Consider the following 23,499-nt stretch of genomic DNA (forward strand, 5'->3'; position numbering starts at 1 on the left):
GCGGGGAGCAGCAATGGCGGTCGGGTTCCTGCAACGCGAGCGGATCGTCGCTCGCCCGGGGTGGAGTCGCTGGCTGATACCGCCCGCGGCCCTGTCGATCCACCTGGCCATCGGCCAGGCCTACGCGTGGAGCGTGTTCAAGCCGCCGCTAGAGGCGGGCATGGACATCTCGGGCGTGGCCAGCGCCCTGCCGTTCACGCTCGGCATCATCATGCTGGGCCTCTCGGCCGCCGTCTTCGGCACGAAGGTCGACGCCAACGGCCCGCGCTGGGCGATGTTCGTGGCGTCGTGCTGCTTCGTCAGCGGGTTCCTCATCTCCGCCGTCGGGCTGTTCCTGGACCAGTACTGGCTGGTGGTGCTGGGCTACGGGTTCGTCGGCGGGATCGGCCTGGGCATCGGCTACATCTCGCCGGTGTCCACGCTGATCAAGTGGTTCCCGGACCGGCCGGGCCTGTCCACCGGCATCGCGATCATGGGCTTCGGCGGCGGTGCGCTGATCGCGTCCCCGCTCACCCAGCAGCTGCTCGGCGCGTACGGGGCGACGGGGGAGAACCCGTCGGTGCCCGGCATCGCCCAGACGTTCCTGACCATGGGCCTGATCTACGCGGTGTTCATGTCGGTGGGCTGGCTGCTGATCCGGGTGCCCGCCGACGACTGGAAGCCGGCGGGCTGGGACCCGTCGCGGGTCAAGTCGAACGCCATGATCAGCCAGAACCACGTCTCGGCGGCCAACGCGATCAAGACCCCGCAGTTCTGGCTGCTGTGGGTGGTGCTCACCTTCAACGTGACCGCGGGCATCGGCATCCTGGAACGGGCCGCGCCGATCTACCGCGACTTCTTCCCCGACGCCACGACGCCGGAGGCGCTGGCCGCCGCGGCGGCCGGGTTCGTGGCGATCCTGTCGCTGGCCAACGCGATCGGCCGGATCCTGTGGTCGTCCACGTCGGACTTCCTCGGCCGCAAGAACATGTACCGGATCTACCTGGGCGTCGGGGCGCTGCTGTACCTGGCGCTGACCCTGACGACCAACGCCAACAAGGTCGTCTTCCTGGTCTGCGCGATGGTGATCCTGTCGTTCTACGGCGCCGGGTTCGCCACCGTGCCCGCCTACCTGCGCGACCTGTTCGGCACCTACCAGGTGGGCGCCATCCACGGCAGGCTGCTGACCGCGTGGTCCACCGCGGGCGTGCTCGGCCCGCTGATCGTCAACGCCATCGCCGACGCGCAGATCGCCGCCGGGGTGCAGGGGCCCGGCCGGTACACCACCGCGTTCATGATCATGATCGGGTTGCTGGTGATCGCGTTCGTCTGCAACGAACTGATCAAGCCGGTGAACCCGCGGTTCCACGAGCCGGAGGGCGCCGCGGCGGCCGCGGAGAAGAAGGAGGCGGCGGCATGAGCACGCAGTCGGAGAGCGCCCCGCGCGCGATCAACCCGGTCCTGGCCGCTCTGGCCTGGCTGTGGGTGCTGATCCCGTTCGGGTACGGGCTGTACCAGCTGCTGATCAAGATCCCGGCCCTGTTCGGCACCTGACGGCGCTCGACGGGCGTTCCCGCGCGGACGCGGTTACGGTCGCACCGTGAGTGAGAGCAGCGATGCGAAGGCCATGTCCGAGTGGGTCACCGCGGTGGCCCGCGAGCTGGGCCTGGAGAACGCCGTGGAAGCCGGCCCGACCGTGGACATGGTCCTCGACCTGACCTCGGACGTGGCGCACGGTGTCAGCCGGCCCGCCGCGCCCGTCACGGCGTTCCTGATCGGGGTGGCCGCGGGCCGCGCCGACGACCCCGCCGTGGCCGCCCGCGATTACGCCGGGAAGGTGTCGCGGATGGCCGCGGGCTGGGACGCCGACACCGAGCGCGCCGTCCCGGCCAACGACCAGTCCCAGCGCGCCTGACCCCACCCCGTCGAGAACGAACCCGTTGCCGTTTGGACCGGTCCAAACCGACAACGACTTCGTTCTCGACGGGGTCGGTCTTTCGGCCGAGGGGGATTGGAGCTTCGGCCGATCCGTGAGCGGGGGAGCGGCGCCAGGCTTCGGGCGTGTCCCTCCCCGGTGCTCCCCACACCCTCCCCGCCGCCGCCCGGTCCCGGATCCTCGCGCTCGACGTCGTCCGCGGGGTCGCGCTGTGCGGCATCCTGCTGGTCAACGTGCGCCCCATCGCCGCCGCCGTGGACGCACCCGCCGACCCCGAGTGGTTCGCCCTGCTGGCCCAGCAGCGCTTCTACGTGATCTTCTCGCTGCTGTTCGGCATCGGCTTCGCGCTGCTGGTCGACTCGGCCGCGGCCCGCACCGCCACCCCGCGGCTGGTGCTGCTGCGCAGGCTGCTGGCACTGCTGGTGGTCGGCCTGGCGCACCGGTTCGGGCTGTGGGGCGGGGAGATCCTCACCGTCTACGCCCTGGTCGGGCTGGTCGTGCTGCTGCCGTCGACGTGGCTGCCCCGGTGGGCCGTCGCCGTCCTCGCCGGGTTCGTGTGCGCCGCCGGCCTGGTGATCGGCGGTGGCGGCCCCGTACTGATCGCGGGGTTGTTCCTGGCCGGGGCCGCGCTCGTCCGGTACGGCGTGATCGACCGGCTCGACCGCGACCTGCCCGCCGTGGCGCTGGCCGGGGCGGCGTTCGCGGTCCTCGCGGTGCCCGCCGTGTGGTGGCAGGTCGCGGTGGGCGATGACGCCGACGACCCGGCGGGCACCCACGCCCGCGGAGTGGCGGGCCTGCTGGTCGCCGGGGTGTACGTGTGCGTGCTGCTGGTGCTGCTGCGCACCCCGCTGCGGCGGCCGCTGGCGGCGGCGTTCGCGCCGCTGGGGCGGATGGCGCTGACGAACTACCTGTCGGCCACGGCGGCGGTGCTGCTGGTGGTCGCGGTCGTCGGGCACCCGGAGCGCTGGTCGACCAAGGCCGTGCTGACGATCGTCGCGGTCGTGCTGGTCGTCCAGTGGGTGTTCTCGGCGCTGTGGCTGCGCCGCTTCCGGCAGGGTCCGCTGGAGTGGCTGTGGCGCTGGGCCACCTGGGCACGCCGGCCCGCGCTGCTGCGCTGAGGGCAGAGTTCGGCCCGTGCCCCACCCCCGTCGAGAACGAAGTCGTTGTCGTTTTGGACCGGTCCAACCGACAGCAACTTCGTTCTCGACGGGGGTGGGGGAGGGGTTCAGGCGGTCATGTCGAGGTTGGCGACGATCTTGGTGGGGCGGAGGCGGACCAGGAGCTCGCCGGGCACGCCGTTGCGCTTGCCGAACTCCTCGGCCCGGTCCTCGCCCATGTAGCGGGCGGCGATGACCGTCGCCGAGCGGACCAGCTCGTCGGGGTCCTCGACGACCGTGGCCTCGGCCTGCACCTGCACGAACCCGTAGGGCGGCAGCTCGGAGTCGACGCAGACCGACACCCGCGGGTCGCGGCGCACCGCGCGGCCCTTCGCGGTGTCCCGTCCGGTGTTGAACAACAGCTCGGGCGCGTCGTCCGAGCCCTCGACGACGAACCAGACCGGGGCCACCAGCGGGCGGCCGTCGGCGGCGACCCAGGCGAGCTTGCCGGTGCGGGTGCCCTCGGACAGGAAGGCGCGGATCTCGGGGTCCAGGCTGCTCATTCCGGGCAGCGTAGTGAGATCGCGGCCGGGACCGGGTCAGCGGACGCCCTCCCAGAGCCTGCGCTCGTCGCCCGCCGGGTCGTCGACCGCCTCCACCTTGTCGTCGATCAGCCCGGTGGTGCGCGACCCCGGGTCGTAGGGCGCCCAGCCGGGGTCGCCCCGGCGGATGAAGTTCACCCAGGTGGCGTGCGTGGTGTCGGCGACGGCCTGTGGGGCGGCCTCGCCGACGAGGGCGCGCGTGCTCGGCTCGTGCAGCGTGTCGAACGCGAACGGGAGCTCCACCGCGTGGCAGGCGCCGAGCTCGCCGTCGTAGGAGGTGGACCAGAAGTCGAAGCGGTAGACCCAGGTCGGCGCGGTGGCCCCGGCGCGGGCCTCGGCGACGCGCAGCGCCGGGATGCGGAAGAACCAGTCGGTGACGATCGCGGCCATCAGGTCGCCGGGGCGGGCGTCGGGCCGGTTGCGGCGGTAGACCTCGACGTCCTCGGGGGTCAGGCCGTATGCGCCGGCCGCGGCGGCGAGCGTGGCCTCGTCGATGGCCGCGATGGCGCCTGCGGGGACGGAGAACAGCCGGCCCTCGTCCTTCGTGGAACCGATCAGCAGGGGCACGTCGGCACCCGCCCCGTCGGCGATGGCCGCCAGCGGTGGGCGGGGCACGACCTCGCCGTCGACGGTCGGCATGAACGGCAGCAGGCTCATCGCCAGCGCGCCCCACTTCTGCGGGTCGGGCGCGGTCTGCACCTCCTCGGTGAGCGCCGAGGCAGCCGCCGTCACCCGCTCGACCGGCACCGCGGCGATCGCCTCCCGGCTGGGCTCGACGCCCAGTGCCTCGGCGAGGAACCCGGCGACGCGGCGCCCGTCGTCGGGCCCCATGGTGTGCGCGGCCGCCCCGCTCTGCGCGATGGCCTGCTGGAACAGCCCGGACGCCGCCGGCATCGACAGCAGCGTGGTCACGCTCATCGCCCCGGCCGACTCGCCGGCCACGGTGACCCGGCCTGCGTCGCCGCCGAACGCGGCGATGTTGTCGCGCACCCAGGTCAGCGCGGCGACCTGGTCGAGCAGGCCGGGGTTCGCGACGTCGTCGCCGGTGTGCAGGAAGCCCTCCGCGCCGAGCCGGTAGTTGATCGTCACGCAGACCACGCCGTCGCGGGCGAAGGCGGCGCCGTTGTACGCGGCCACCGAGCCGGAGCCGTTCATGAACGAGCCGCCGTGGATCCACACCAGCACGGGCGCCGAGCCCGCGGTGTCCGGGGTCCAGACGTTGAGGTTGAGGCAGTCCTCGCCCGGGATGTCGACCTCGGTGAACAGCGACCGGTACTGCGGGGGGTAGGGCCCCTTCGGGCTGGTCGGACCGAACTGGGTGGCGTCGCGCACGCCCTCCCACGCGGCCGCCGGGCGGGGCGCGCGCATCCGGTCGGCGCCGAACGGCGGAGCCGCGAACGGCACCCCGAGGAAGGCCAGCGCCCCGCGGTCGGTGGTCCCGCGCAGCTCGCCCTGCTGGACCCGGACGACCGGCGCTGACGACATATCGCTCATCTGGTACCCCGTTGCGACAAAATCGGATGATGTCGCATCACCGTCGACCGAGGCGCTAGCGTTGTCAAGCATCCGCTGCCCCCCCACCACCGGAGGTGAACCACTCGTGACGCGCAGCGAGGCCACGCCGCTGCAGCGCCAGCTCGCCGGCGCCGCGCCGGCCCGGCCCACCGCGCTGGACGCGTTCGCCCTGGCCCGGCGCGCCTTCCTGAAGGGCTGCCGGATCGACATGGGCGTGCTGGCCCGCGAGCTGGGGGTCAACCGGGCCACGCTGTACCGCTGGGTCGGCTCGCGGGACAAGCTGCTCGTCGAGGTCATCTGGTACCTGATGCGGCGCACCGCCGACCGCGTCATCGCCGAGGACGACGGCCCGCCCGGTGGTCGCGCCGCCCGGATCGTCGAGAGCCTGCTGCACGCCGTCATCGGCAACCGCGGCATGCAGCAGTTCATCGAGTCCGAGGGTGAGCTCGCGCTGCGGCTGCTGACCACGAAGGCCAGCGACTACCAGGCCCGGCTGGTGGGACTGGCGCACGGTCTCATCACCGACGACCTGGAGCGTGGCTGCCTGCGCACCGACGTCCCCGCCGACGACCTGGCCTTCGCCGTCGTGCGGATCATGGAGTCGCACGTCTACATCGGGCTGATCACCGGCGAGCGGCCGGACCCCGAGCGGGCCACCCGGGTGGTCAGGGCGCTGCTGCCGCCAGCGCCGCCAGCGCCGTGACCCGTGCCGTCGCGCCGCCGGCCCGCCAGACCAGCGCCCAGGCGACCGGGGGCGCGTCCCGGAACGGGACGAACCGCACGGTGGGCCGGGTGAAGTAGTCGGCGGCGTGCGCGGCCAGCGGGCAGACGCCGGTGCCGGCGGCGACCGCGGCGAGCAGTTCCTGGAACGTGGCGAAGGTCGGGCCGCGGGTGATGGGTGCGCCGCGGGCGGTCGTCCAGGGCGCCGGCGGGTCGCGCCAGTAGGCCGGGGCGGGACGGGCGGCGCGCAGGACGGTGTCGCGGGCGAGGTCGTCGAGGGTGACGTGGTCGCGCCGGGCGAACGGGTGCCCGGTGGCCACGGCCAGCACCATCGGCTCCACCAGCAGCTCCGGGCCGACCACCAGGTCGGGCTCGGCCACCGGCAGCAGGGTGACCAGCGCGTCGACCTCACCGGCGCGCAGCGAGGCGAACACGTCGGTGAAGTCGGCCTCGCGGACCGCGACCGACCGGTCGGGCGTGCGGTAGGCCTCGAGCAGCGGGCGGATCAGATCGGCCACCCCGGGCGCCTCGAACGCCACCGGCAGCTCGCCGTCGAGCCCGCGGCCCGCCGCGACCGCGCGGGCCACGGCCCCCTCGATCCGGGCGAACGCCGGGGCGAGGTCGTCGCGCAGGCGGGCGCCCAGCGGCGTGAGCGCCACCCGGCGGCTGCTGCGGGCGAACAGCGCCGCCCCGAACCGGCGCTCCAGCGCGGCGATCGTCTGGCTCACCCGGGCCTGGGAGACGTGCAGCCGCTCGGCCGTGCGGCCGAAGTGCAGCTCCTCGGCCAGGGCCAGGAAGACCTCGATGTCGCGCCGCTCCACCCGTCACCTCCGTCGATAATGCACAGGTTATCGATCGGGGCCGGATCGGACGGTGATCGCCGGGCCCGACCGGACGATCGTCGTGCTCATGACGAACACGACGCACCTGGTCCGCGCGGCCGACGCCGAGGTCCTCGACGGCGACCCGGGCGGCACCATCACCCTGCTGGCCGACGCCGCCGACACCGGCGGCGCGCTCTCGGCGCACCGGTCCACCTTCCGCGCCGGCGCCGTGGGCGCCCCACCGCACACCCACCACGAGGCGAGCGAGCTGTTCCTGGTGCTCGGCGGCGCCCTGCGCGTCCTGCTCGGCGAGGAGGTGACCGTGCTGCGCGCCGGCGACCTGCTGGTCGTCCCGGCCGGGGTGCCGCACGCCTTCGAGGCGGCCCCCGGCCACGACGCCGAGGTGCTGTTCGTGCTGGCCCCGGCGCGGGAGCGGGCCGAGTACTACCGGCTGCTCGACCGGGTCCACCGCGGCCAGGCCGAGTGGACGCAGGTCGGGGCCTCGCAGGACCGCTTCGACAACCACTACGTCGACAGCCCGGCGTGGGCCGGGCGTGACGGAGCCGACGCGAATTGAGGGTGCCCCGCCGGCCGCCCGTTCGTAGCGTTGCCGACGGCCGGCGAGCGAGGGGGACCCGATGGTCGAGCAGGAGCGGCGCGGGCGCGACCGCGTCCCGGCGGTCGTGCCGGTGCTGGCGCTGAGCATCTTCGCCATCGGCACCAGCGAGTTCATCATCATCGGCCTGCTCCCCGAGATCGCGACCGACCTGCGCGTCAGCATCCCGCAGGCCGGCTACCTGATCTCCGCCTTCGCCCTCGGCATGATCGTGGGGGCGCCGGTGATGGCGGTGCTGACGCTGCGCCTGCCCCGGCGGATCACCATGATCGCCGCGCTGGTCGTGTTCGCCGCGGGGAGCTTCCTCGCCGCGCTCGCCGACGACTACCCGCTGCTGCTGGTGGCCCGGGTCGTCACCGCGGTGGCCACGGCCACGTTCTGGGTGGTCTCCGCGGTGGTCACGGTGTCGGTGGTGGGCCCCCAGGACCGGGCCCGCGCGCTGTCGGTGCTGCTGGCCGGGCTCACCCTGGCCAACATCGTCGGGGTCCCGGTGGGCACGTTCATCGGCCAGCTGTGGGGGTGGCGGGCGGCGTTCTGGGCGGTCGGCGCGGTCGCCGCGATCGGGCTCGCGGGCGTGCTGGCGATGGTGCGCGAGGGCACCTCCGGCGCCCCCTCCAGCGGTCTGGCCGCCGAGTTCGCGGTGTTCCGGCAGGGCAGGCTCTGGCTCGCGCTGGGCACCATCGCGCTGCACGCCGCGGCCACGATCGGGGTCTTCAGCTACGTCGCCCCGCTGCTCACCGACGTCGCCGGCATCGAGGCGCGGTGGGTGCCGCTGATCCTGCTGGGCAACGGCATCGGCTGCTTCGTCGGCATCACCGTCGGCGGCAGGCTCGCCGACGCGCACCCCTGGAGCGTGCTGTTCGGGTCACTGGTCGCCATGACCGTGGTCATCGGGCTGATCGGGGTGCTGGCCGCGTGGCCGGTCCCCGCCGTGGTGCTGGTGGTGCTGCTCGGGGTGGTGTCGTTCCTGGTGGCCGCGCCGCTGAACGCCCGGGTGTACGAGCTGGCCGGGGCCGCACCCACGCTGGCCAGCGCGACCACGACCTCGGCGTTCAACGTCGGCAACACCGTCGGGCCCGCACTGGGCGGCCTGGTGATCAGCACGGGCTGGGGCTACGCCGCCACGGCATGGGTGGGGGTCGTGCTGGCCGTGGGAGCCATCGCGGCGGGGTTCACGTCCTGGTCCCTGGACGCCCGCGACGCCCGCCGGGCGCGGCCGGGCGCGGCCGCCGCCCGGACGCCGTGACGTCCTGCGACGACCACCGGGCCGTGCGCCGCCTCCCGGGGTAGACCTGGGGGGTGCCGTCCGCCCGCGTCCCGCGCCGCACGCTGCTGCGCGCCGCCGCGGTGAGCGGCCTGGCCGCGCTGGCCTCGCCCGCGGCGACCCCGCTGCTGCGCAGCGACCGCCCGGTGATCACCCACGGCGTGCAGTCCGGCGACGTGCTGCCCGGCTCCGGGCTGGTGTGGGCGCGGGCCGACCGGCCGTCGCGGATGGTCGTGGAGGTGTCGGACCGCCCCGACTTCCGCGGGGCCCTGCGGCTGACGGGCCCGGTCCTCACCCCCGACACCGACTTCACCGGCCGCCTGCGCGTGCCGGCAGGCGGCCGCACCGCGCACTACCGGGTCAGCGCGGAGGACCTCGACCTGCGCACGACGAGCGCGCCGGTCACCGGGTCGTTCCGCCTCCCGCCCGGGCCCGACGAGCCCGTCCGGTTCCTCTGGTCGGGCGACATCGTCGGACAGGGCTTCGGGATCAACCCCGACATCGGCGGCATGCGCGTGTTCGCCGCGATGGCCGCCCGCGACCCCGACTTCTTCCTCTGCAGCGGCGACACCGTCTACGCCGACGGCACCCTCGACGCGACCGTCGTCCTGCCCGACGGCCGCGTCTGGCGCAACGTCGTGAGCGAGGCCAAGGTGAAGCCCGCCGAGACCCTGGCCGAGTACCGCGGCGCCTTCGCCTACAACCGCACCGACGAGCACCTGCGCGCCTTCACCGCCGGGGTCGCGCAGGTCAACCAGTGGGACGACCACGAGGTGCACGACAACTGGTACCCCGGCGGGATCCTGGACGACGACCGCTACACCGAGCGCCGGACCGACGTCCTGGCCGCGCGGGCCTACCGGGCCTTCCACGAGTGGGTACCGCTCGACCGGCGGCGCGCCGTCGACGGCCGGGTGTTCCGCAGCCTTCGCCAGGGCCCGCACGTCGAGGTCTTCGTCCTCGACATGCGCAGCCACCGCGACCCCAACGGGCCCAACCTCGGGCCGTCCGGGGCGCTGCTGGGGCCGCGGCAGGCCCGCTGGCTGCTCGACGGGCTGGCCGCGTCCCGGGCCACCTGGAAGATCGTCGCCGCTGACCTGCCCATCGGGCGGGTGGTCGGCGGCACCGACGTCGGCTGGGACTCGGTCTCCAACGCCGCGGGCGGCGCGCCGCTGGGGCGGGAGACCGAGATGGCCGGACTGCTGGGCGGCCTGCGCGACCGCCGGGTGCGCAACGTCGTCTGGCTCGCCGCGGACGTGCACTACACCTCGGCGCACCACTACTCGCCCGAGCGGGCCGCGTTCACCGGGTTCGACGAGTTCTGGGAGTTCGTGTCCGGCCCGTTGAACGCCGGGGCGTTCACCCCGGCCGCGCTCGACCCGACGTTCGGGCCCGAGCAGGTGTTCGTGCACGCGCCCGTCGACCCGGGCAGCTCCCCGCTGGACGGCTTCCAGCACTTCGGCGAGGTCGAGGTGGCCCCGGGCGGCGAGGAGCTGCGGGTGACGCTGCGCGATCAGTACGGCTCCGCGCTCTGGTCCACCGCGCTCACCCCCGCCCGTTGAACGCGGGGAGCGCGGGGAGCTCGGGGCAGCAGGGGGCGCCCGTCGAGCGGAGTGCGCGCCGCCGCGCGGAGGGGGAGGATCGGGGCATGCGAACGGTGTGCGGGCTCGCGCGCGCGGTCCAGGTCCTGGTCTCGCGCGGGCGGGGCGCGCCGGCCGCGGGCGCGGCGGTCAGCCCGCTCACCGGGGGCAGGCGCCCGCTGCTGACCGACCGCCTCGGCGAGCAGCGCCGCGGCGGCGCCCGGCTCGACCAGGTCGACGGCACGACGTGCGGGAGCGCGGTGCTGGTGGCCCTGTCGGCGTGGGCCGACCCGGCCGAGGTGGCCCACCTCGACGGCGAGACCGGCGCGGTCGCCGCGGGGGCCGGGGCCGGCGTCGCGGCCGGGTTCGGGGCCCGCTGGGACGCCCGCCAGAAGCAGGTGCACGCCGAGTCGACCCGGTTCTGGCCGCGGGCGCTGGGCACCTCGCCGTGGGGGATGACCCGCTGGCTGCGCGAGCACGCCCCGGCCGCCGGGCCCTACCGGGTGCGGCTGGTCGACGACGCCTCCGCCGCCGACGTCGCCGCCGTGGTCGTCGAGGTCGAGGCGGCACTGTCCTCGGGGCGGCCGGTGCCGCTGCTGGTCGGGGCGTTCGTCCCGCGGCACTACTGCATGGCCCTGAGCCGCCATGACGGCACCTGGCGCGTCTACGAGCCCACCAGCGCCCAGGTCCGCGCGGTCGACCCCGCGCTCATCGCCCGCCGCGCCTTGCGCCCCCTGCTGGGCTTCGACCACCTGCACGCCGTCCTGCTGCCCGAATAGGGTGCGGGAAGCGGGTCGACGGCGGCTCGTAGACTTGACAGGTGACCGAAACCCTCCCCCCGCGTACAGCCGACCTGCCCGCCCAGTGGATCCCGGGCGAGGTAGAGGCCGGCATGTACCAGCGGTGGGTCGAGGCCGGGTACTTCACCCCCGAGGGCAAGGGCGACAAGCCCCCGTTCTGCATCGTCATCCCGCCGCCGAACGTCACCGGCAGCCTGCACATCGGGCACGCGTTCGAGCACACGCTGATCGACGTCCTGGTCCGCCGCCGGCGCATGCAGGGCTACGACGCGCTGTGGCTGCCCGGCATGGACCACGCCTCCATCGCCGTCCACGCGCTGGTCGAGAAGGCGCTGGCCGAGGAGGGCACCAGCCGCCGCGAGCTGGGCCGCGAGGCGTTCATCGAGCGCACCTGGCAGTGGAAGGCCGAGCACGGCGGGTCGATCCTGTCCCAGATGCGCCGCCTGGGCGACAGCGTCGACTGGACCCGCGAGCGCTTCACCATGGACGAGGGCGCCAACCACGCCGTGCTCACGATGTTCAAGAAGCTCTACGACGACGGCCTGATCTACCGCGCCGAGCGGATGGTCAACTGGTCGCCTGCGCTGCGCAGCGTCCTGTCCGACATCGAGGTCAACCACGTCGAGGTCGAGGGCGAGCTCGTCTCCATCCGCTACGGCGACGGCGACGACGCGATCGTCGTCGCGACCACGCGGGTCGAGACGATGCTGGGCGACACGGCCGTCGTGGTCCACCCCGACGACGAGCGCTACGCCCACCTGATCGGCACGCAGATCGAGCTGCCGCTGGTCGGCCGCACGATCCCGATCCTGGCCGACGAGCACGTCGACCCGGAGTTCGGCACCGGGGCCGTCAAGGTCACCCCGGCGCACGACCCGAACGACTTCGAGATCGGCCGCCGGCACGGCCTGCCGATGCCGACGATCATGGACGAGTCCGGGCGGATCACCGGGACCGGCACCGAGTTCGACGGCATGGACCGGTTCGAGGCCAGGGTCGCGGTCCGCGAGGCGCTCGCCGCGCAGGGTCGCATCGTCGCCGAGAAGCGCCCCTACCTGCACTCGGTCGGCCACTCCAGCCGCGGCCCGCAGGAGCCGATCGAGCCGCGGCTGTCGCTGCAGTGGTTCGTCAAGGTCGGGCCGCTCGCGCAGGCCGCCGGCGACGCCGTCCGCGACGGGCGGGTCGCGGTCCACCCGAAGGAGATGGAGCCGCGCTACTTCGCCTGGGTCGACAACATGCACGACTGGTGCATCTCCCGGCAGCTGTGGTGGGGCCACCGCATCCCGGTCTGGTACTCGCCCGACGGCTCCGAGCAGGTCTGCCTCGGCCCCGACGAGCAGCCGCCCGCCGGCTGGACCCAGGACGAGGACGTCCTCGACACCTGGTTCTCCTCCGGGCAGTGGCCGTTCTCCACGCTGGGCTGGCCCGAGCAGACCGCCGACCTCGACCGCTTCTACCCGACGTCGGTCCTGGTCACCGGCTACGACATCCTGTTCTTCTGGGTCGCCCGGATGATGATGTTCGGGCTGTACGCGATGGCGGACCGCGGCCCCGAGCAGTCGATCCCGTTCCACACGATCGCGCTGCACGGCATGGTCCGCGACGAGCGCGGCAAGAAGATGTCGAAGTCGGCGGGCAACACGGTCGACCCGATCCAGTGGATGGACGCCTACGGCACCGACGCCGTCCGGTTCACCCTGGCCCGCTCGGCCAACCCGGGCACCGACGCCCCGGTCGGCGAGGCCGCCGTCCAGGCCTCCCGCAACTTCGGCACCAAGCTGTGGAACGCCACCCGGTTCGCGCTGGCCAACGGGGCCGACCCGGCGCTGCCGCTGCCGAGCGAGCCCACCGACGCCGACGCGTGGATCCTCGGGCGCCTCAACGAGGTCGCGGCGGACGTCGACGCGCTGCTGGAGGACTTCCAGTACGCCAAGGCCGTCGAGGCGCTCTACCACTTCACCTGGGACGAGCTCTGCGACTGGTACGTCGAGCTGGCCAAGGTCCAGCTGCGCGACGAGTCCCGCGCCGACGGCACCCGTGCGGTCCTCGGGCACACCTTCGACGTCCTGCTCCGGCTGCTGCACCCGGTCAGCCCGTTCCTGACCGAGGCGCTGTGGCAGGCGCTCACCGGGGGCGAGTCGGTCGTCGTCGCGCCGTGGCCCGCCGAGGCGGGCTCGCCGGTCGACGCCGCGGCCGCCGGGCGGGTCACCGACCTGCAGAAGGTGGTCACCGAGATCCGCCGGTTCCGCACCGAGCAGCGCGTCCCCGACGCCCGCCGCGTCGCGGCCCGGCTCGGCGGCCTCGACGGGACGGGCCTGGGCGGGCACCGCGGTGCGGTGGCCGCGCTGAACCGGTTGGACCTCGCGGAGTCGCCCGACTTCACCCCGACCGCCACCCTGGAGATCGCGCTGCCCGGCGGCACGGTCCACGTCGAGCTCGACACCTCGGGGGCCATCGACGTGGCCGCCGAGCGCGCCCGGCTCGGCCGCGACCTCACCGCCGCGCAGAAGGAGCTCGACCAGGCCGACAAGAAGCTGGGCAACCCGAAGTTCGTGGAGAAGGCACCGGCCGAGGTCGTCGAGGGCATCCGGGCGCGGCGGGCGACCGCCGCGGCCGACATCGAGCGGATCACGAGCCGGCTGGGAGCGCTGCCGCAGTCATGAGCGCAGGATCATGAGTTCCGCCGGCGGGACCGGGGACGGCGAGCGCGACACCGTCGAGGACGGCGTCATCGCGCACGTGCTGGAGGCGATCCGGGGTGGCGACACCCCGGACGTCGTCCCCGCGCAGTCGACCGCGGCCGGGTTCGCCGAGTTCCTGGCCGTGGAGGCCGAGCTCGACCGGCGCTGGCCCGAGACGGTCATGCAGCCCTCGCTCGACCGGATCGCCACGCTGGTCGACCTGCTCGGCGAGCCGCACCGCGGCTACCCCGTCGTGCACCTGACCGGCACCAACGGCAAGACCTCCACCGCGCGCATGGTCGACGCGCTGCTCAGCGAGATCGGGCTGCGCACCGGCCGCTACACCAGCCCGCACCTGCAGCGCGCCACCGAGCGGATCAACGTCGACAACCGGCCGATCGCGCCGGAGCGCTACGTCGAGGTCTTCCGCGACGTGGCGCCGTTCGTCGACATGGTCGACGCCCGCGGGCCGGTGGCGCTGTCGAAGTTCGAGATCCTCACCGCGATGGGCTTCGCCGCGTTCGCCGACGCGCCCGTCGAGGCGGGGATCGTGGAGGTCGGGCTCGGGGGTCGCTGGGACGCCACCAACGTCGTCGACGGCACCGTCGCGGTGATCACCCCGATCGGCCTCGACCACGCCGAGTACCTGGGCACCGACGTGCTCGGCATCGCCCGGGAGAAGGCCGGCATCATCAAGCCCGGCGCGGTGGCCGTGCTGGCCGCCCAGGACAAGGCCGTCGCCGAGGTGCTGCTGGAGCACTGCGCCGAGGTCGACGCGCAGGTCGCCCGGGAGGGCGCCGAGTTCGGCGTCGTCGACCGGGAGGTCGCGATCGGCGGGCAGCGGCTGGTGCTGCAGGGCCTGGGCGGGCGGATCGACGAGATCTTCCTGCCGCTGCACGGCGAGCACCAGGCGGGCAACGCCGCGCTGGCGCTGGCCGCCGCCGAGGCGCTGGTCGGGGCCGGGCCCCGGCAGCCGCTCGACCCCGACGCCGTGCGCGCGGCGTTCGCCCGGGTCACCTCGCCGGGCAGGCTGGAGCGCCTCGCCGCCGGGCAGGGCGTGCCGACGGTGCTCGCCGACGCCGCCCACAACCCGGCCGGCGCCCGCGCCCTGGCCGCCGCGCTGACCACCGAGTTCCGCTTCGCCCGGCTGGTCGGCGTGCTCGGGGTCATGCGCGAGAAGGACGCCCGGGGCATCCTGGCCGAGCTGGAGCCGGTCCTGCAGGAGGTCGTGGTCACCGCCAACTCCTCGCCGCGCGCCATGGACGCCGACGAGCTGGGCGCGCTGGCCGCCGAGGTGTTCGGGGCCGGGCGGGTGAGCGTGGAGCCGGTGCTCCGCGCCGCGCTGGAGCAGGCGAGCGAGCTGGCCGAGGAGGGCGGCGAGTCCGGCGTCGGCGTCGTCGTCACCGGCTCGGTGGTCACGGCGGGGGAGACGCGCGCGCTGTTCGGGAAGGAACCGGAGTGAGCGATCCCGCTCCCGCGCCGCCCGACCCCCTGAAGGGCCTGCGCGGCGTGTACGCGGCGATCCTGGTCCTGGAGTCGATCGCGGTGGCGCTGTCGATGCTGGTGCTGCCCAAGGACGACCCGGGCACCAACTCGATCGCCATCACCCTGATCACCGGCCTGACCGTGCTCATGGTGGTGGCCGCCGGGCTGCAGCGCCGCCCGTGGGGGCTCGGGCTCGCCCTCGGCCTGCAGGTCGCCACGATCGTCGTCGGACTGGTGCTGCTGCCCGCCCTGGCCGTGATGGGCGTCGTGTTCGCGGTGGTCTGGGGCGGCATCCTGTGGATGCGCCGCGACGTGCAGGCCCGGATGGCCCGCGGCGAGCTGCCCTCCCAGCAGCGCGCCGGGACCGACCCCGACGGCTCCTGACGCGATCGGCCCCTCGACGGCCCGGGCCCTCGCGCGACATGAACCTCATGGGGGTCACGGGCCCGGATCAGCCCCACCAGGTTCATGTCGCGGGGTCGTCGGTCATCGGAGAGGGGCCTGGTGTCCGAGTTCGGTAAGACAACGGAGAGCCGAGAGCGGGACGAACCCGGCATGCTTCCGCCATGGCCACCGCCGCACCGCGCCGCCTCCTGCGCCGCCCCACCGTCATCGCCGTGCTCGCCGTGCTCGTCGTGGCGGTCGGGGTGGGGCTCTACCTGTTCCAGCCCTGGAAGCTGTTCGTCGACCAGACCGTCGCCGAGGCCGCCCCGGTGGCCGCCGCTCCGGCCGCGGCGGACGCCCCCGCGGCGCCCGTCGGGCCCACGGTGCTGGCCACCGGCGAGCTGATCACCCACGAGCACGCGACGACCGGGACCGTCCAGCTGCTGCAGCTGCCCGACGGCTCGAAGGTGCTGCGCGTGCAGGACCTGGACACCAGCAACGGCCCGCTGCTCAAGGTGTGGCTGACCGACCAGCCGGTCATCGAGGGCCGCGACGGCTGGCACGTCTTCGACGACGGCCGCCACGTCGACCTGGGCGACCTCAAGGGCAACATCGGCAGCGCCAACTACCCGGTCCCCGCCGACGCCGACCTCACCGGGCTGACCAGCGTCAGCATCTGGTGCGACCGGTTCGACGTCTCCTTCGGCGCGGCCGTGCTGACCCCGGCCTGACCGACCCCAGCGCCGGTACCCCGCCCCCGTCCCGCGGGGAGTGACGCGAGGGCCCGGCGCCGGGGGACCGACCGATCGGGTCAGAGCAGGCGGTCGAGGGTGACGGGCAGGTCGCGCACCCGCACCCCGGTGGCGTGGTGCACGGCGTTGGCCACCGCCGCCGCCACACCGACGATGCTCACCTCGCCGATCCCGAGGATGCCCAGCGGGGCGGTGGGATCGGGCTCGTCGAGGTAGGAGACGTCGATGCGCGGCACGTCGGCGTGCACCGGGAGGTGGTACTCGCCCAGGCCCGGGTTCATGATCCGGCCGGTGCGCGGGTCGAGCAGCGTCTCCTCGCCCAGCGCCGCGCCGATGCCCATGACGACTCCGCCGCGCAGCTGGCTGGCCGCCGTCTTCGCGTTGACCACGCGCCCGACGTCGAACACGCCGACCCAGCGCGTCACCCGCACCTCGCCGGTGTCCTCGTCGACCGCGACCTCGCAGAAGTGCGCGCCGATCGCGGCGCGCACCCACTTGCGGCGGTCGTTCAGGAAGCCGGCCATGAACCGGGCCTGCCCCACGGCCGAGCGGAACCGGTTGTCCGAGCCGGTGCGCGCCTCCAGGTGGTCGCGCCCGGCGCGGGCCAGGATGTCGGCGTAGGTCTCGCCCGCGTGCTCGGCCCCGGCCGGGACGTCGGCCCGGAACAGGCCACCGCCGGTGGCCCGCAGGTCGGCGGGGCGCAGCCCGTGCAGCGGCGAGCCGGGCGCCTTGCCTGCCAGGGCGAGCGCCTCGCGCTTGATCCGGTCGCAGGCCTGCAGCACCGCGGCGGCCAGGCTCGCGGTCTGCCCCGAGCCACCGGCCATCGGCGCGGGCGGCTGGTCGGAGTCGCCGTGCTCGACCGTCACCGCGTCCAGCGGCACGCCCAGCGCGTCCGCGGTGATCTGCGCCTGCGCGGTCGCCGCGCCCACCCCGATCTCGTGGAACGAGGAGCGCACCAGCACCGTACCGTCGGCCGAGAGCCGCACCGAGACGTCCGCGGGCAGCTGGATCGGCATGTGGAACGCCGTGGCCACGCCCCAGCCCAGCAGGCGGCGCCCGTCGCGCATCGACCGGGGCTTCGGATCGCGCGCGGCCCAGCCGAACCGCTCCGCGCCGTCGGCGTAGACCCGGGCCAGGTTCTGCCGGGAGAACCGCTTGCCGTCGGTCGGGCTGCGCTCGGGCTCGTTGCGCGTGCGCAGCTCGACCGGGTCGATGGCCAGCTCCACGGCCAGCTCGTCGACCGCGGACTCCAGCGCGAACGAGCCGACGGCCTCGCCGGGGGCCCGCATGAACGTGTTGGGCAGCATGTCCAGCTCGGTGGTGCGGTGCTGGATCAGGACGCTTCGGGCGGCGTAGAGGTGCTGGGACTGCGAGCCCACCGGCTCCGCGTTGCCGCCCGTGCGGCCGACGGCACTGACGCCGGTGTGCACCAGGGCCGTGAGCAGGCCGTCGTGCCCCGCGCCCAGCGCCACCCGCTGCACGGTCGGGGCGCGCCCGCCGACCGTGCGGAACACGGCCTCCCGGGTGAGCGCCATCCGCACCGGGCGCTTGGTGACCCGGGCCGCGAGCACGGCCAGCAAGGTGCCCGCCCAGACCGAGCCCTTGCCGCCGAACCCGCCGCCGACGTAGGTGGCCACGACCCGGATGCCGGCCGCGGGCACCTTGAACCGGATGGCCAGGTGCTTGCGCACCCAGTCGATGCTCTGGGTCGCGTCGTGCACCGTGAGCTCGTCGCCGTCCCAGAAGGCCGTGGTGGCGTGCGGCTCGATGGCGTTGTGGTTTTGCGGCGGGGTCGTGTACGTGGCGTCGACCGAGACGGGGGCCGTGGCCAGCGCGGCCTCGGCGTCGCCCTTCTTCGCCTCGCCCGCGCCCATCATGCCGCCCTTGGCCGGCTTCGTGTCGCCCTGCGCGGCGGCGAAGTCGGTGACCGCGGGCAGGGCCTCGTACTGCACGCGCACCAGCCGGGCGGCCGCGTGCGCCGCGTCCAGCGTCTCGGCGACGACCACCGCGACCGGCTGGCCGTTCCAGTGGACCTCGTCGGTGTTGAGGTAGTTGACCCGCGTGCCGGCCGCCATCGTGCTGAGGTCGAGCAGGCTGACCTTCGGCGCCTCGGCCATCTTCGGCGCGTTCCGGTGGGTGATCACGGCCAGCACGCCGTCGACGGCCTCGGCGTCGGCGGAGTCGATGGTGGTGATCCGGCCCCGGGCGACGTCGGCGTGCACCAGGGCGGCGTGCGTGATGTCGGGGTAGGGGAACTCGGCCGAGTACCGGGCCTGTCCGGAGGTCTTGGCGGTGCCGTCGACCCGGTCGACCGGACGCCCGACCACCGGGCCGGAGTCCACCACCGGAGGTTCGACGGGTGGGCTGACCCGCTCGGGTGCCTGCGTCACGCCGCACCTCCCTCGACGCGCAGCTGCCGCAGCGTCGCCACGATCGTGCGCCGGGCCAGCTCGATCTTGAACTCGTTGCCGGGCAGCCCGACCGCCCCGGCCAGCTCGGCCTCGGCCGCCTCGCGGAAGACCGCCTCGGTGGCCCGGGCCCCGGTGAGCACCCGTTCGGCCTCGTAGGCGCGCCACGGCTTCGCCGCCACGCCGCCCAGCGCGATCCGGACCGCGGCCACGGCGCCGTCCTGCACGTCGATGGCCGCGGCCACCGACACCAGGGCGAACGCGAACGAGGCGCGGTCGCGGACCTTGCGGTAGCGGGACGTGGCCGCCGCGGTCGACGCGGGCACCTCGACGGCGGTGATCAGCTCGTCGGGCTCCAGCTCGGTCTCGCGGTGCGGGGTGTCGCCGGGCAGGCGGTGCAGCTCGACCAGCGGCACGCGCCGGGTGCCGCGCACGCTCTCCACCTCGACCACGGCGTCCAGCGCGGCCAGCGCGACCGCCATGTCCGAGGGGTGCGTGGCGATGCAGTGCTCGCTCGCGCCGAGCACCGCGCCGCCGCGGTGGAAGCCGCCGACGGCGTCGCAGCCGCTGCCGGGCTCGCGCTTGTTGCAGGCCGCCGAGGCGTCGACGAAGTACAGGCAGCGGGTGCGCTGCAGCAGGTTGCCGCCGACCGTGGCCATGTTGCGCAGCTGCCCCGACGCCCCGGACAGCAACGCCTGGGCCAGCACCGGGAAGCGGGCGCGCACGACCGGGTGCGCGGCCAGTCGGCTGTTGCGCACCAGCGCGCCGATCCGCAGCCCGCCGTCGGGCAGCTCGTCGACGCCGGTCAGCGGCACGCCGGAGATGTCGACGACGGTGGTGGGCCGCTCGACGTCCTGGCGCATGAGGTCGACCAGGTTGGTGCCGCCGCCGAGCAGCTTGGCCCCCGGCGCGTCGGAGATCGCGCGCACGGCCGTGGCCACGTCGGGCGCGCTGACGTACTCGAAGGGCCTCACGACGAGACCCCCGGCCGGGCTCCGGCGACCTCGCGGATGGCGTCGGTGATGCCGTTGTAGGCGCCGCAGCGGCAGAGGTTGCCGCTCATCCGCTCGCGGACCTCGGCCGAGCTCAGCGTTACCCGGGGCTCGGCGAGGTGCTCGGTGACCGCGCTGGGCATGCCCGCGTCGGCCTCGGCCAGCATGCCCAGCGCCGAGCAGATCTGCCCGGGGGTGCAGTAGCCGCACTGGAGGCCGTCGGTCCTGACGAACGCGCGCTGCAGCGGGTGGGCCACGCCCTCGATGGTGGTGATCTCGCGGCCGCCGTACTGCACGGCCAGGGCCAGGCAGGCGGCGATCCGGTCGCCGTCGACCAGCACCGTGCACGCCCCGCAGGCGCCCTGGTTGCAGCCCTTCTTGGTGCCGGTCAGCCCGAGCTGCTCGCGCAGCGCGTCGAGCAGGCTGACCCGCGGATCGAGCTCGACCCGGTGGGCCGTCCCGTTCACTCGTAGTTCCACCTCGATCACGGTGGCTCCTGTTCTCGCGTCGTTCGGGACACCCACGTTAGGGCAACACCGTTCACCTAACAAGAGAACGACGTCGACTTATCTCGATTGCTCCGCCCGGACCAGCTAGGGTCGTGCCGTGAGCACGGAAGGGGCCGGCTTCCTGCGGGCCCGGCGGCCGGAGCAGAAGCGCCTGCGCGAGGCGTCCATCCTGGACGCCGCGCGCGAGTTGGCCCTGCGCGACGGCGTCGGCTCGGTCAGCCTGGCCGCGATCGCCGCCGACGTCGGCATGCACAAGTCGGCGCTGCTCAAGTACTTCGGCACCCGCGAGGAGATCTTCCTGCGGCTGGCCGAGACCGAGTGGAACGAGTGGGCCGTCGCCACCGTCGCCGAGCTGGACGCCGCCCCGTCGGACGAGGACCGCGTGGTCGACGTCCTGACCCGCTCCCTGGCCGACCGGCCGCTGTTCTGCCAGCTGCTCATCCACGCCTCGCTGACCCTGGAGCGCAACGTCTCCCTCGACGCCGTGCGCCGGTCCAAGGTCGCGGCCACCGGCGCGGCGGGCGCGGTCTCCGACGCGCTGCACCGGGCGCTGCCCGGTCTCAGCCGCGACAACTGCTTCGAGCTGCTGGGGGCCACCGGCCTGGTCTCGGCCGGGCTGTGGCAGATGGCCCACCCGCCGCCGGTGGTGGTGGCGCTCTACGCGGAGCCGGGCCTGTCGATCAGCTTGGGCGAGCACTCCTCGGCGGGCTTCGCCGCGTCGGTGGCCCGCTTCATCCGCGTCTACCTGACCGGCCTGCGCCGCACCGGCGACTGACGCGGCGGGTCCACGGGGCACGCCCCCACCGTGCCCGAACCGGGGGGCGCCCGCCTGTCGTGTCGCCGCCGTCCTCGGCCGCGGCCGGGCATAAACGACGACCGGGCGGCGTTCGACGAAGTAATTGCAGATGCAACTACCGGAGGCTGAGATGCAGATCGGCGTCTTCACCGTCGGGGACGTCACCCCCGACCCGACCGACGGCCGCACCCCCACCGAGGCGGAGCGGATCCAGGCGATGGTGGCGATCGCGCTCAAGGCCGAGGAGATCGGGCTCGACGTCTTCGCCACCGGCGAGCACCACAACCCGCCGTTCGTGCCGTCGTCCCCGACGACCCTGCTCGGCTACGTCGCGGCCCGCACCGAGCGGCTGCTGCTGTCCACCGCGACCACGCTGATCACCACCAACGACCCGGTGAAGATCGCCGAGGACTACGCGATGCTGCAGCACCTGTCCGGTGGGCGGGTCGACCTGATGCTGGGCCGCGGCAACACCGGCCCGGTCTACCCGTGGTTCGGCCAGGACATCCGCGACGGCCTCGCGCTGGCCGTCGAGAACTACGCGCTGCTGCGCAGGCTGTGGCGCGAGGACGTGGTCGACTGGGAGGGCCGGTTCCGCACGCCGCTGCAGGGCTTCACCGCCACCCCGCGCCCGCTCGACGGCGTCCCGCCGTTCGTCTGGCACGCCTCGATCCGCAGCCCCGAGATCGCCGAGCAGGCCGCCTACTACGGCGACGGCTTCTTCCACAACAACATCTTCTGGGATGCCGGGCACGTGCGGCGCATGGTGCAGCTCTACCGGCGCCGCTTCGAGCACTACGGCCACGGCCCCGCCGACACCGCGATCGTCGGGCTGGGCGGGCAGTTCTTCATGCGGAGGAACTCCCAGGACGCGGTGCGCGAGTTCCGCCCCTACTTCGACAACGCCCCCGTCTACGGCCACGGCCCGTCGCTGGAGGACTTCAGCACCCTGACCGCGCTGACCGTGGGCAGCCCCCAGCAGGTGATCGACAAGACCCTGTCGTTCCGCGAGGTGGCCGGCGACTACCAGCGCCAGCTGTTCCTCGTCGACCACGCCGGCCTGCCGCTGAAGACCGTGCTGGAGCAGCTGGACCTGTTCGGCGAGGAGGTGCTGCCGGAACTGCGCCGGGAGTACGCCGCGAGCAAGCCTGCCCACGTACCGGACGCCCCCACCCACGAGAGCCTGAAGGCCGCCGCGGTCGCCCGCGAGGAGGTGCCGGCATGACCACCCGGAAGCTGGCGGTGATCAGCGCCGGGGTGCGGGTCCCCTCGTCCACGCGGCTGCTGGCCGACCGCCTCACCGAGGCCACCGTCGCCGCCCTGCGCGAGCGCGGGGTCGACGCCGACGTCGAGGTCGTCGAGCTGCGCGAGCACGCCCACGAGGTCCTCGACGCGGTCCTCACCGGCTTCCCGGCGCCCGGGCTGCGCGCCGCCGTCGAGGCCGTGACCGGCGCCGACGGCGTCATCGCCGTCACGCCGATCTTCTCCGGGTCCTACAACGGGCTGTTCAAGACGTTCTTCGACGGCCTGGACGACGGGGTGCTGGCCGGCAAGCCGACGCTGATCGGCGCGACCGGGGGCACCGGGCGCCACTCGCTGGCCCTGGAGCACGCCGTCCGGCCGCTGTTCACCTACCTGCGCTCGATCGTGGTCCCGACCGCGGTCTACGCGGCGCCGGAGGACTGGGCCGGGGGCGCCGACGGCGTGGCCCCGCTCGACCAGCGGATCGCCCGGGCGGCGGGGGAGCTGGCCGAGCTCGTCGCGGCGCGGCCCGCGCCGGAGGTCGTCGACCCCTTCGCCGACCCGGTCGTGTCGTTCGCGGAGCTGCTCGGGGGGCGGTGAGGCTCCGGTTCGGGGTCTCCATCGGGGCACCTCGCAGCTCGCGGGTGGTCTGCACAGCGCGTCGGCGGGCTGTGCGGACACCGCCAGCGCTGCGAGGACGCACTCCCCTTGCGAGGACCGGCCCTCGCCCGGCCCGCGCGGGCCGACGCGTCGTCGTCGGTGACGGGGGCTCCGGGGGTGGGTGCGGAGAGCGCCGATACGCTGCCCTGCGTGAGTGAGCGCACTTTGGTCCTGGTCAAGCCCGACGGCGTGCAGCGCAAGCTGGTCGGCGAGGTCCTGTCCCGCATCGAGCGGAAGGGGCTCAGCCTGGTCGCGGCGGAGCTGCGGACCATCGACGACGAGCTGGCCGCCCAGCACTACGCCGAGCACGACGGCAAGCCGTTCTTCAACGACCTGCTGGAGTTCATCACCTCCGGGCCGCTGCTGGCCGCGGTGGTCGAGGGCCCGCGGGCGATCGCCGCGTTCCGGCAGCTGGCCGGGGGCACCGACCCGGTGGAGAAGGCCACCCCGGGCACGATCCGGGGCGACTTCGGCCTGGAGACCCAGTTCAACCTGGTGCACGGCTCGGACTCGGCGGAGAGCGCGGCGCGCGAGATCAAGCTCTGGTTCCCCGCCCTCTGACGCCCTCGCGGGGCGGCGTCGCCGCCCCGCGCCGCAGGCTCCGCCGCCCCCGGGCCGATCGAGCGGGTCTGTCGGGGGTCCGACGTACGGTCTGAC

General features: G+C 74.2%; 23 protein-coding genes. 17 read left to right on the forward strand and 6 right to left on the reverse strand.

Features of this window, described 5'->3' with window-relative positions; genetic code table 11:
- Window positions 1-13: 13 nt before the first annotated feature.
- The 4 genes from KDL28_RS16080 (at window position 14) to KDL28_RS41520 (ending at window position 3,033) form a co-directional block, all read left to right on the forward strand.
- Window positions 14-1,399, forward strand: coding sequence for an OFA family MFS transporter (locus KDL28_RS16080; protein ID WP_252439363.1), 1,386 nt, complete (start codon window positions 14-16; stop codon window positions 1,397-1,399).
- Window positions 1,396-1,533 carry an MFS transporter small subunit gene (locus KDL28_RS16085; RefSeq protein ID WP_252439365.1) on the forward strand — a complete coding sequence of 46 codons (138 nt, stop codon included), beginning with the start codon at window positions 1,396-1,398 and terminating at the stop codon, window positions 1,531-1,533. The genes KDL28_RS16080 and KDL28_RS16085 overlap by 4 nt, the downstream gene beginning before the upstream one ends.
- A 46-nt stretch (window positions 1,534-1,579) precedes the next feature.
- A complete protein-coding gene (locus KDL28_RS16090) occupies window positions 1,580-1,894 on the forward strand; it encodes a DUF6457 domain-containing protein (protein ID WP_252439367.1) in 315 nt (104 codons plus the stop codon).
- 146 nt (window positions 1,895-2,040) lie between these two features.
- Window positions 2,041-3,033 (forward strand): DUF418 domain-containing protein, encoded by a 993-nt coding sequence (locus KDL28_RS41520; RefSeq protein WP_252439369.1) that lies wholly within the window; start codon window positions 2,041-2,043, stop codon window positions 3,031-3,033.
- Window positions 3,034-3,140: 107 nt separating this feature from the next.
- Here the strand turns inward: KDL28_RS41520 and KDL28_RS16100 are convergent, their stop codons facing one another.
- Window positions 3,141-3,575 (reverse strand): PPOX class F420-dependent oxidoreductase, encoded by a 435-nt coding sequence (locus KDL28_RS16100; protein WP_252439371.1) that lies wholly within the window; start codon window positions 3,573-3,575, stop codon window positions 3,141-3,143.
- Between the two features lie 36 nt (window positions 3,576-3,611).
- Window positions 3,612-5,099 (reverse strand): carboxylesterase/lipase family protein, encoded by a 1,488-nt coding sequence (locus KDL28_RS16105; protein ID WP_252439373.1) that lies wholly within the window; start codon window positions 5,097-5,099, stop codon window positions 3,612-3,614.
- Window positions 5,100-5,214: 115 nt separating this feature from the next.
- Between KDL28_RS16105 and KDL28_RS41525 the strand changes: the two genes are divergently transcribed.
- On the forward strand, window positions 5,215-5,832 hold the full coding sequence (locus KDL28_RS41525; RefSeq protein ID WP_252439375.1) for a QsdR family transcriptional regulator: 618 nt from the start codon (window positions 5,215-5,217) through the stop codon (window positions 5,830-5,832).
- On the opposite strand, the gene KDL28_RS16115 is transcribed toward KDL28_RS41525, so the two are convergent.
- Window positions 5,795-6,670: a LysR family transcriptional regulator gene (locus tag KDL28_RS16115; RefSeq protein WP_252439377.1), complete on the reverse strand. Its 876-nt coding sequence runs from the start codon at window positions 6,668-6,670 to the stop codon at window positions 5,795-5,797. The genes KDL28_RS41525 and KDL28_RS16115 overlap by 38 nt on opposite strands.
- An 88-nt stretch (window positions 6,671-6,758) precedes the next feature.
- On the opposite strand from KDL28_RS16115, the gene KDL28_RS16120 reads away from it, so the two are divergent.
- The 8 genes from KDL28_RS16120 (at window position 6,759) to KDL28_RS16155 (ending at window position 16,214) form a co-directional block, all read left to right on the forward strand.
- Window positions 6,759-7,250 (forward strand): cupin domain-containing protein, encoded by a 492-nt coding sequence (locus KDL28_RS16120; RefSeq protein ID WP_252439379.1) that lies wholly within the window; start codon window positions 6,759-6,761, stop codon window positions 7,248-7,250.
- 61 nt (window positions 7,251-7,311) lie between these two features.
- The gene (locus KDL28_RS16125; RefSeq protein WP_252439381.1) at window positions 7,312-8,535 is read left to right on the forward strand and encodes a Cmx/CmrA family chloramphenicol efflux MFS transporter; all 1,224 of its coding nucleotides are present in this window, start codon (window positions 7,312-7,314) and stop codon (window positions 8,533-8,535) included.
- 53 nt (window positions 8,536-8,588) lie between these two features.
- Window positions 8,589-10,115, forward strand: coding sequence for an alkaline phosphatase D family protein (locus KDL28_RS16130; RefSeq protein WP_252439383.1), 1,527 nt, complete (start codon window positions 8,589-8,591; stop codon window positions 10,113-10,115).
- An 86-nt stretch (window positions 10,116-10,201) separates the two neighbouring features.
- On the forward strand, window positions 10,202-10,912 hold the full coding sequence (locus KDL28_RS16135; protein WP_252439385.1) for a hypothetical protein: 711 nt from the start codon (window positions 10,202-10,204) through the stop codon (window positions 10,910-10,912).
- Between the two features lie 41 nt (window positions 10,913-10,953).
- Window positions 10,954-13,596 carry a valine--tRNA ligase gene (locus KDL28_RS16140; RefSeq protein ID WP_252439387.1) on the forward strand — a complete coding sequence of 881 codons (2,643 nt, stop codon included), beginning with the start codon at window positions 10,954-10,956 and terminating at the stop codon, window positions 13,594-13,596.
- Window positions 13,597-13,606: 10 nt separating this feature from the next.
- Window positions 13,607-15,076: a bifunctional folylpolyglutamate synthase/dihydrofolate synthase gene (locus KDL28_RS16145; RefSeq protein WP_252439389.1), complete on the forward strand. Its 1,470-nt coding sequence runs from the start codon at window positions 13,607-13,609 to the stop codon at window positions 15,074-15,076.
- A complete protein-coding gene (locus tag KDL28_RS16150) occupies window positions 15,073-15,483 on the forward strand; it encodes a DUF4233 domain-containing protein (protein ID WP_252439391.1) in 411 nt (136 codons plus the stop codon). The genes KDL28_RS16145 and KDL28_RS16150 overlap by 4 nt, the downstream gene beginning before the upstream one ends.
- Before the next feature lie 182 nt (window positions 15,484-15,665).
- Entirely contained in the window at window positions 15,666-16,214 is a 549-nt protein-coding gene (locus KDL28_RS16155; protein ID WP_252439393.1) for a DM13 domain-containing protein, read from the forward strand.
- An 80-nt stretch (window positions 16,215-16,294) separates the two neighbouring features.
- On the opposite strand, the gene KDL28_RS16160 is transcribed toward KDL28_RS16155, so the two are convergent.
- The 3 genes from KDL28_RS16160 to KDL28_RS16170 are packed head-to-tail and all read right to left on the reverse strand — an operon-like array spanning window position 16,295 to window position 20,123.
- Window positions 16,295-18,625, reverse strand: a complete 2,331-nt coding sequence (locus tag KDL28_RS16160; protein WP_252439395.1) for a xanthine dehydrogenase family protein molybdopterin-binding subunit — start codon at window positions 18,623-18,625, stop codon at window positions 16,295-16,297.
- Entirely contained in the window at window positions 18,622-19,617 is a 996-nt protein-coding gene (locus KDL28_RS16165) for an FAD binding domain-containing protein (protein ID WP_252439397.1), read from the reverse strand. Before KDL28_RS16165 ends, KDL28_RS16160 begins: the two co-directional genes overlap by 4 nt.
- Window positions 19,614-20,123 (reverse strand): 2Fe-2S iron-sulfur cluster-binding protein, encoded by a 510-nt coding sequence (locus tag KDL28_RS16170; protein ID WP_252439399.1) that lies wholly within the window; start codon window positions 20,121-20,123, stop codon window positions 19,614-19,616. Before KDL28_RS16170 ends, KDL28_RS16165 begins: the two co-directional genes overlap by 4 nt.
- A 118-nt stretch (window positions 20,124-20,241) precedes the next feature.
- Between KDL28_RS16170 and KDL28_RS16175 the strand changes: the two genes are divergently transcribed.
- From KDL28_RS16175 to ndk, 4 genes are all read left to right on the forward strand, one after another.
- A complete protein-coding gene (locus KDL28_RS16175) occupies window positions 20,242-20,919 on the forward strand; it encodes a TetR/AcrR family transcriptional regulator (RefSeq protein ID WP_252439401.1) in 678 nt (225 codons plus the stop codon).
- 151 nt (window positions 20,920-21,070) lie between these two features.
- Window positions 21,071-22,165 (forward strand): LLM class flavin-dependent oxidoreductase, encoded by a 1,095-nt coding sequence (locus KDL28_RS16180; protein ID WP_252439650.1) that lies wholly within the window; start codon window positions 21,071-21,073, stop codon window positions 22,163-22,165.
- Window positions 22,162-22,782, forward strand: a complete 621-nt coding sequence (locus tag KDL28_RS16185) for an FMN reductase (protein ID WP_252439403.1) — start codon at window positions 22,162-22,164, stop codon at window positions 22,780-22,782. The genes KDL28_RS16180 and KDL28_RS16185 overlap by 4 nt, the downstream gene beginning before the upstream one ends.
- Before the next feature lie 210 nt (window positions 22,783-22,992).
- A complete protein-coding gene (ndk, locus tag KDL28_RS16190; RefSeq protein WP_252439405.1) occupies window positions 22,993-23,403 on the forward strand; it encodes a nucleoside-diphosphate kinase in 411 nt (136 codons plus the stop codon).
- Window positions 23,404-23,499: the final 96 nt, after the last annotated feature.

Origin of the sequence: Pseudonocardia humida, from assembly GCF_023898865.1 — a bacterium.
GTDB lineage: Bacteria > Actinomycetota > Actinomycetes > Mycobacteriales > Pseudonocardiaceae > Pseudonocardia > Pseudonocardia humida.

Bases quoted from the DNA above. Each gene is read 5' to 3' on its own strand.
- KDL28_RS16080 (WP_252439363.1), top strand. From the start codon at position 14: ATGGCGGTCGGGTTCCTGCAACGCGAGCGGATCGTCGCTCGCCCGGGG.
- KDL28_RS16085 (WP_252439365.1), top strand. From the start codon at position 1,396: ATGAGCACGCAGTCGGAGAGCGCCCCGCGCGCGATCAACCCGGTCCTG.
- KDL28_RS16100 (WP_252439371.1), bottom strand. From the start codon at position 3,575: ATGAGCAGCCTGGACCCCGAGATCCGCGCCTTCCTGTCCGAGGGCACC.
- KDL28_RS16105 (WP_252439373.1), bottom strand. From the start codon at position 5,099: ATGTCGTCAGCGCCGGTCGTCCGGGTCCAGCAGGGCGAGCTGCGCGGG.
- KDL28_RS16120 (WP_252439379.1), top strand. From the start codon at position 6,759: ATGACGAACACGACGCACCTGGTCCGCGCGGCCGACGCCGAGGTCCTC.
- KDL28_RS16125 (WP_252439381.1), top strand. From the start codon at position 7,312: ATGGTCGAGCAGGAGCGGCGCGGGCGCGACCGCGTCCCGGCGGTCGTG.
- KDL28_RS16135 (WP_252439385.1), top strand. From the start codon at position 10,202: ATGCGAACGGTGTGCGGGCTCGCGCGCGCGGTCCAGGTCCTGGTCTCG.
- KDL28_RS16145 (WP_252439389.1), top strand. From the start codon at position 13,607: ATGAGTTCCGCCGGCGGGACCGGGGACGGCGAGCGCGACACCGTCGAG.
- KDL28_RS16155 (WP_252439393.1), top strand. From the start codon at position 15,666: ATGGCCACCGCCGCACCGCGCCGCCTCCTGCGCCGCCCCACCGTCATC.
- KDL28_RS16180 (WP_252439650.1), top strand. From the start codon at position 21,071: ATGCAGATCGGCGTCTTCACCGTCGGGGACGTCACCCCCGACCCGACC.
- KDL28_RS16185 (WP_252439403.1), top strand. From the start codon at position 22,162: ATGACCACCCGGAAGCTGGCGGTGATCAGCGCCGGGGTGCGGGTCCCC.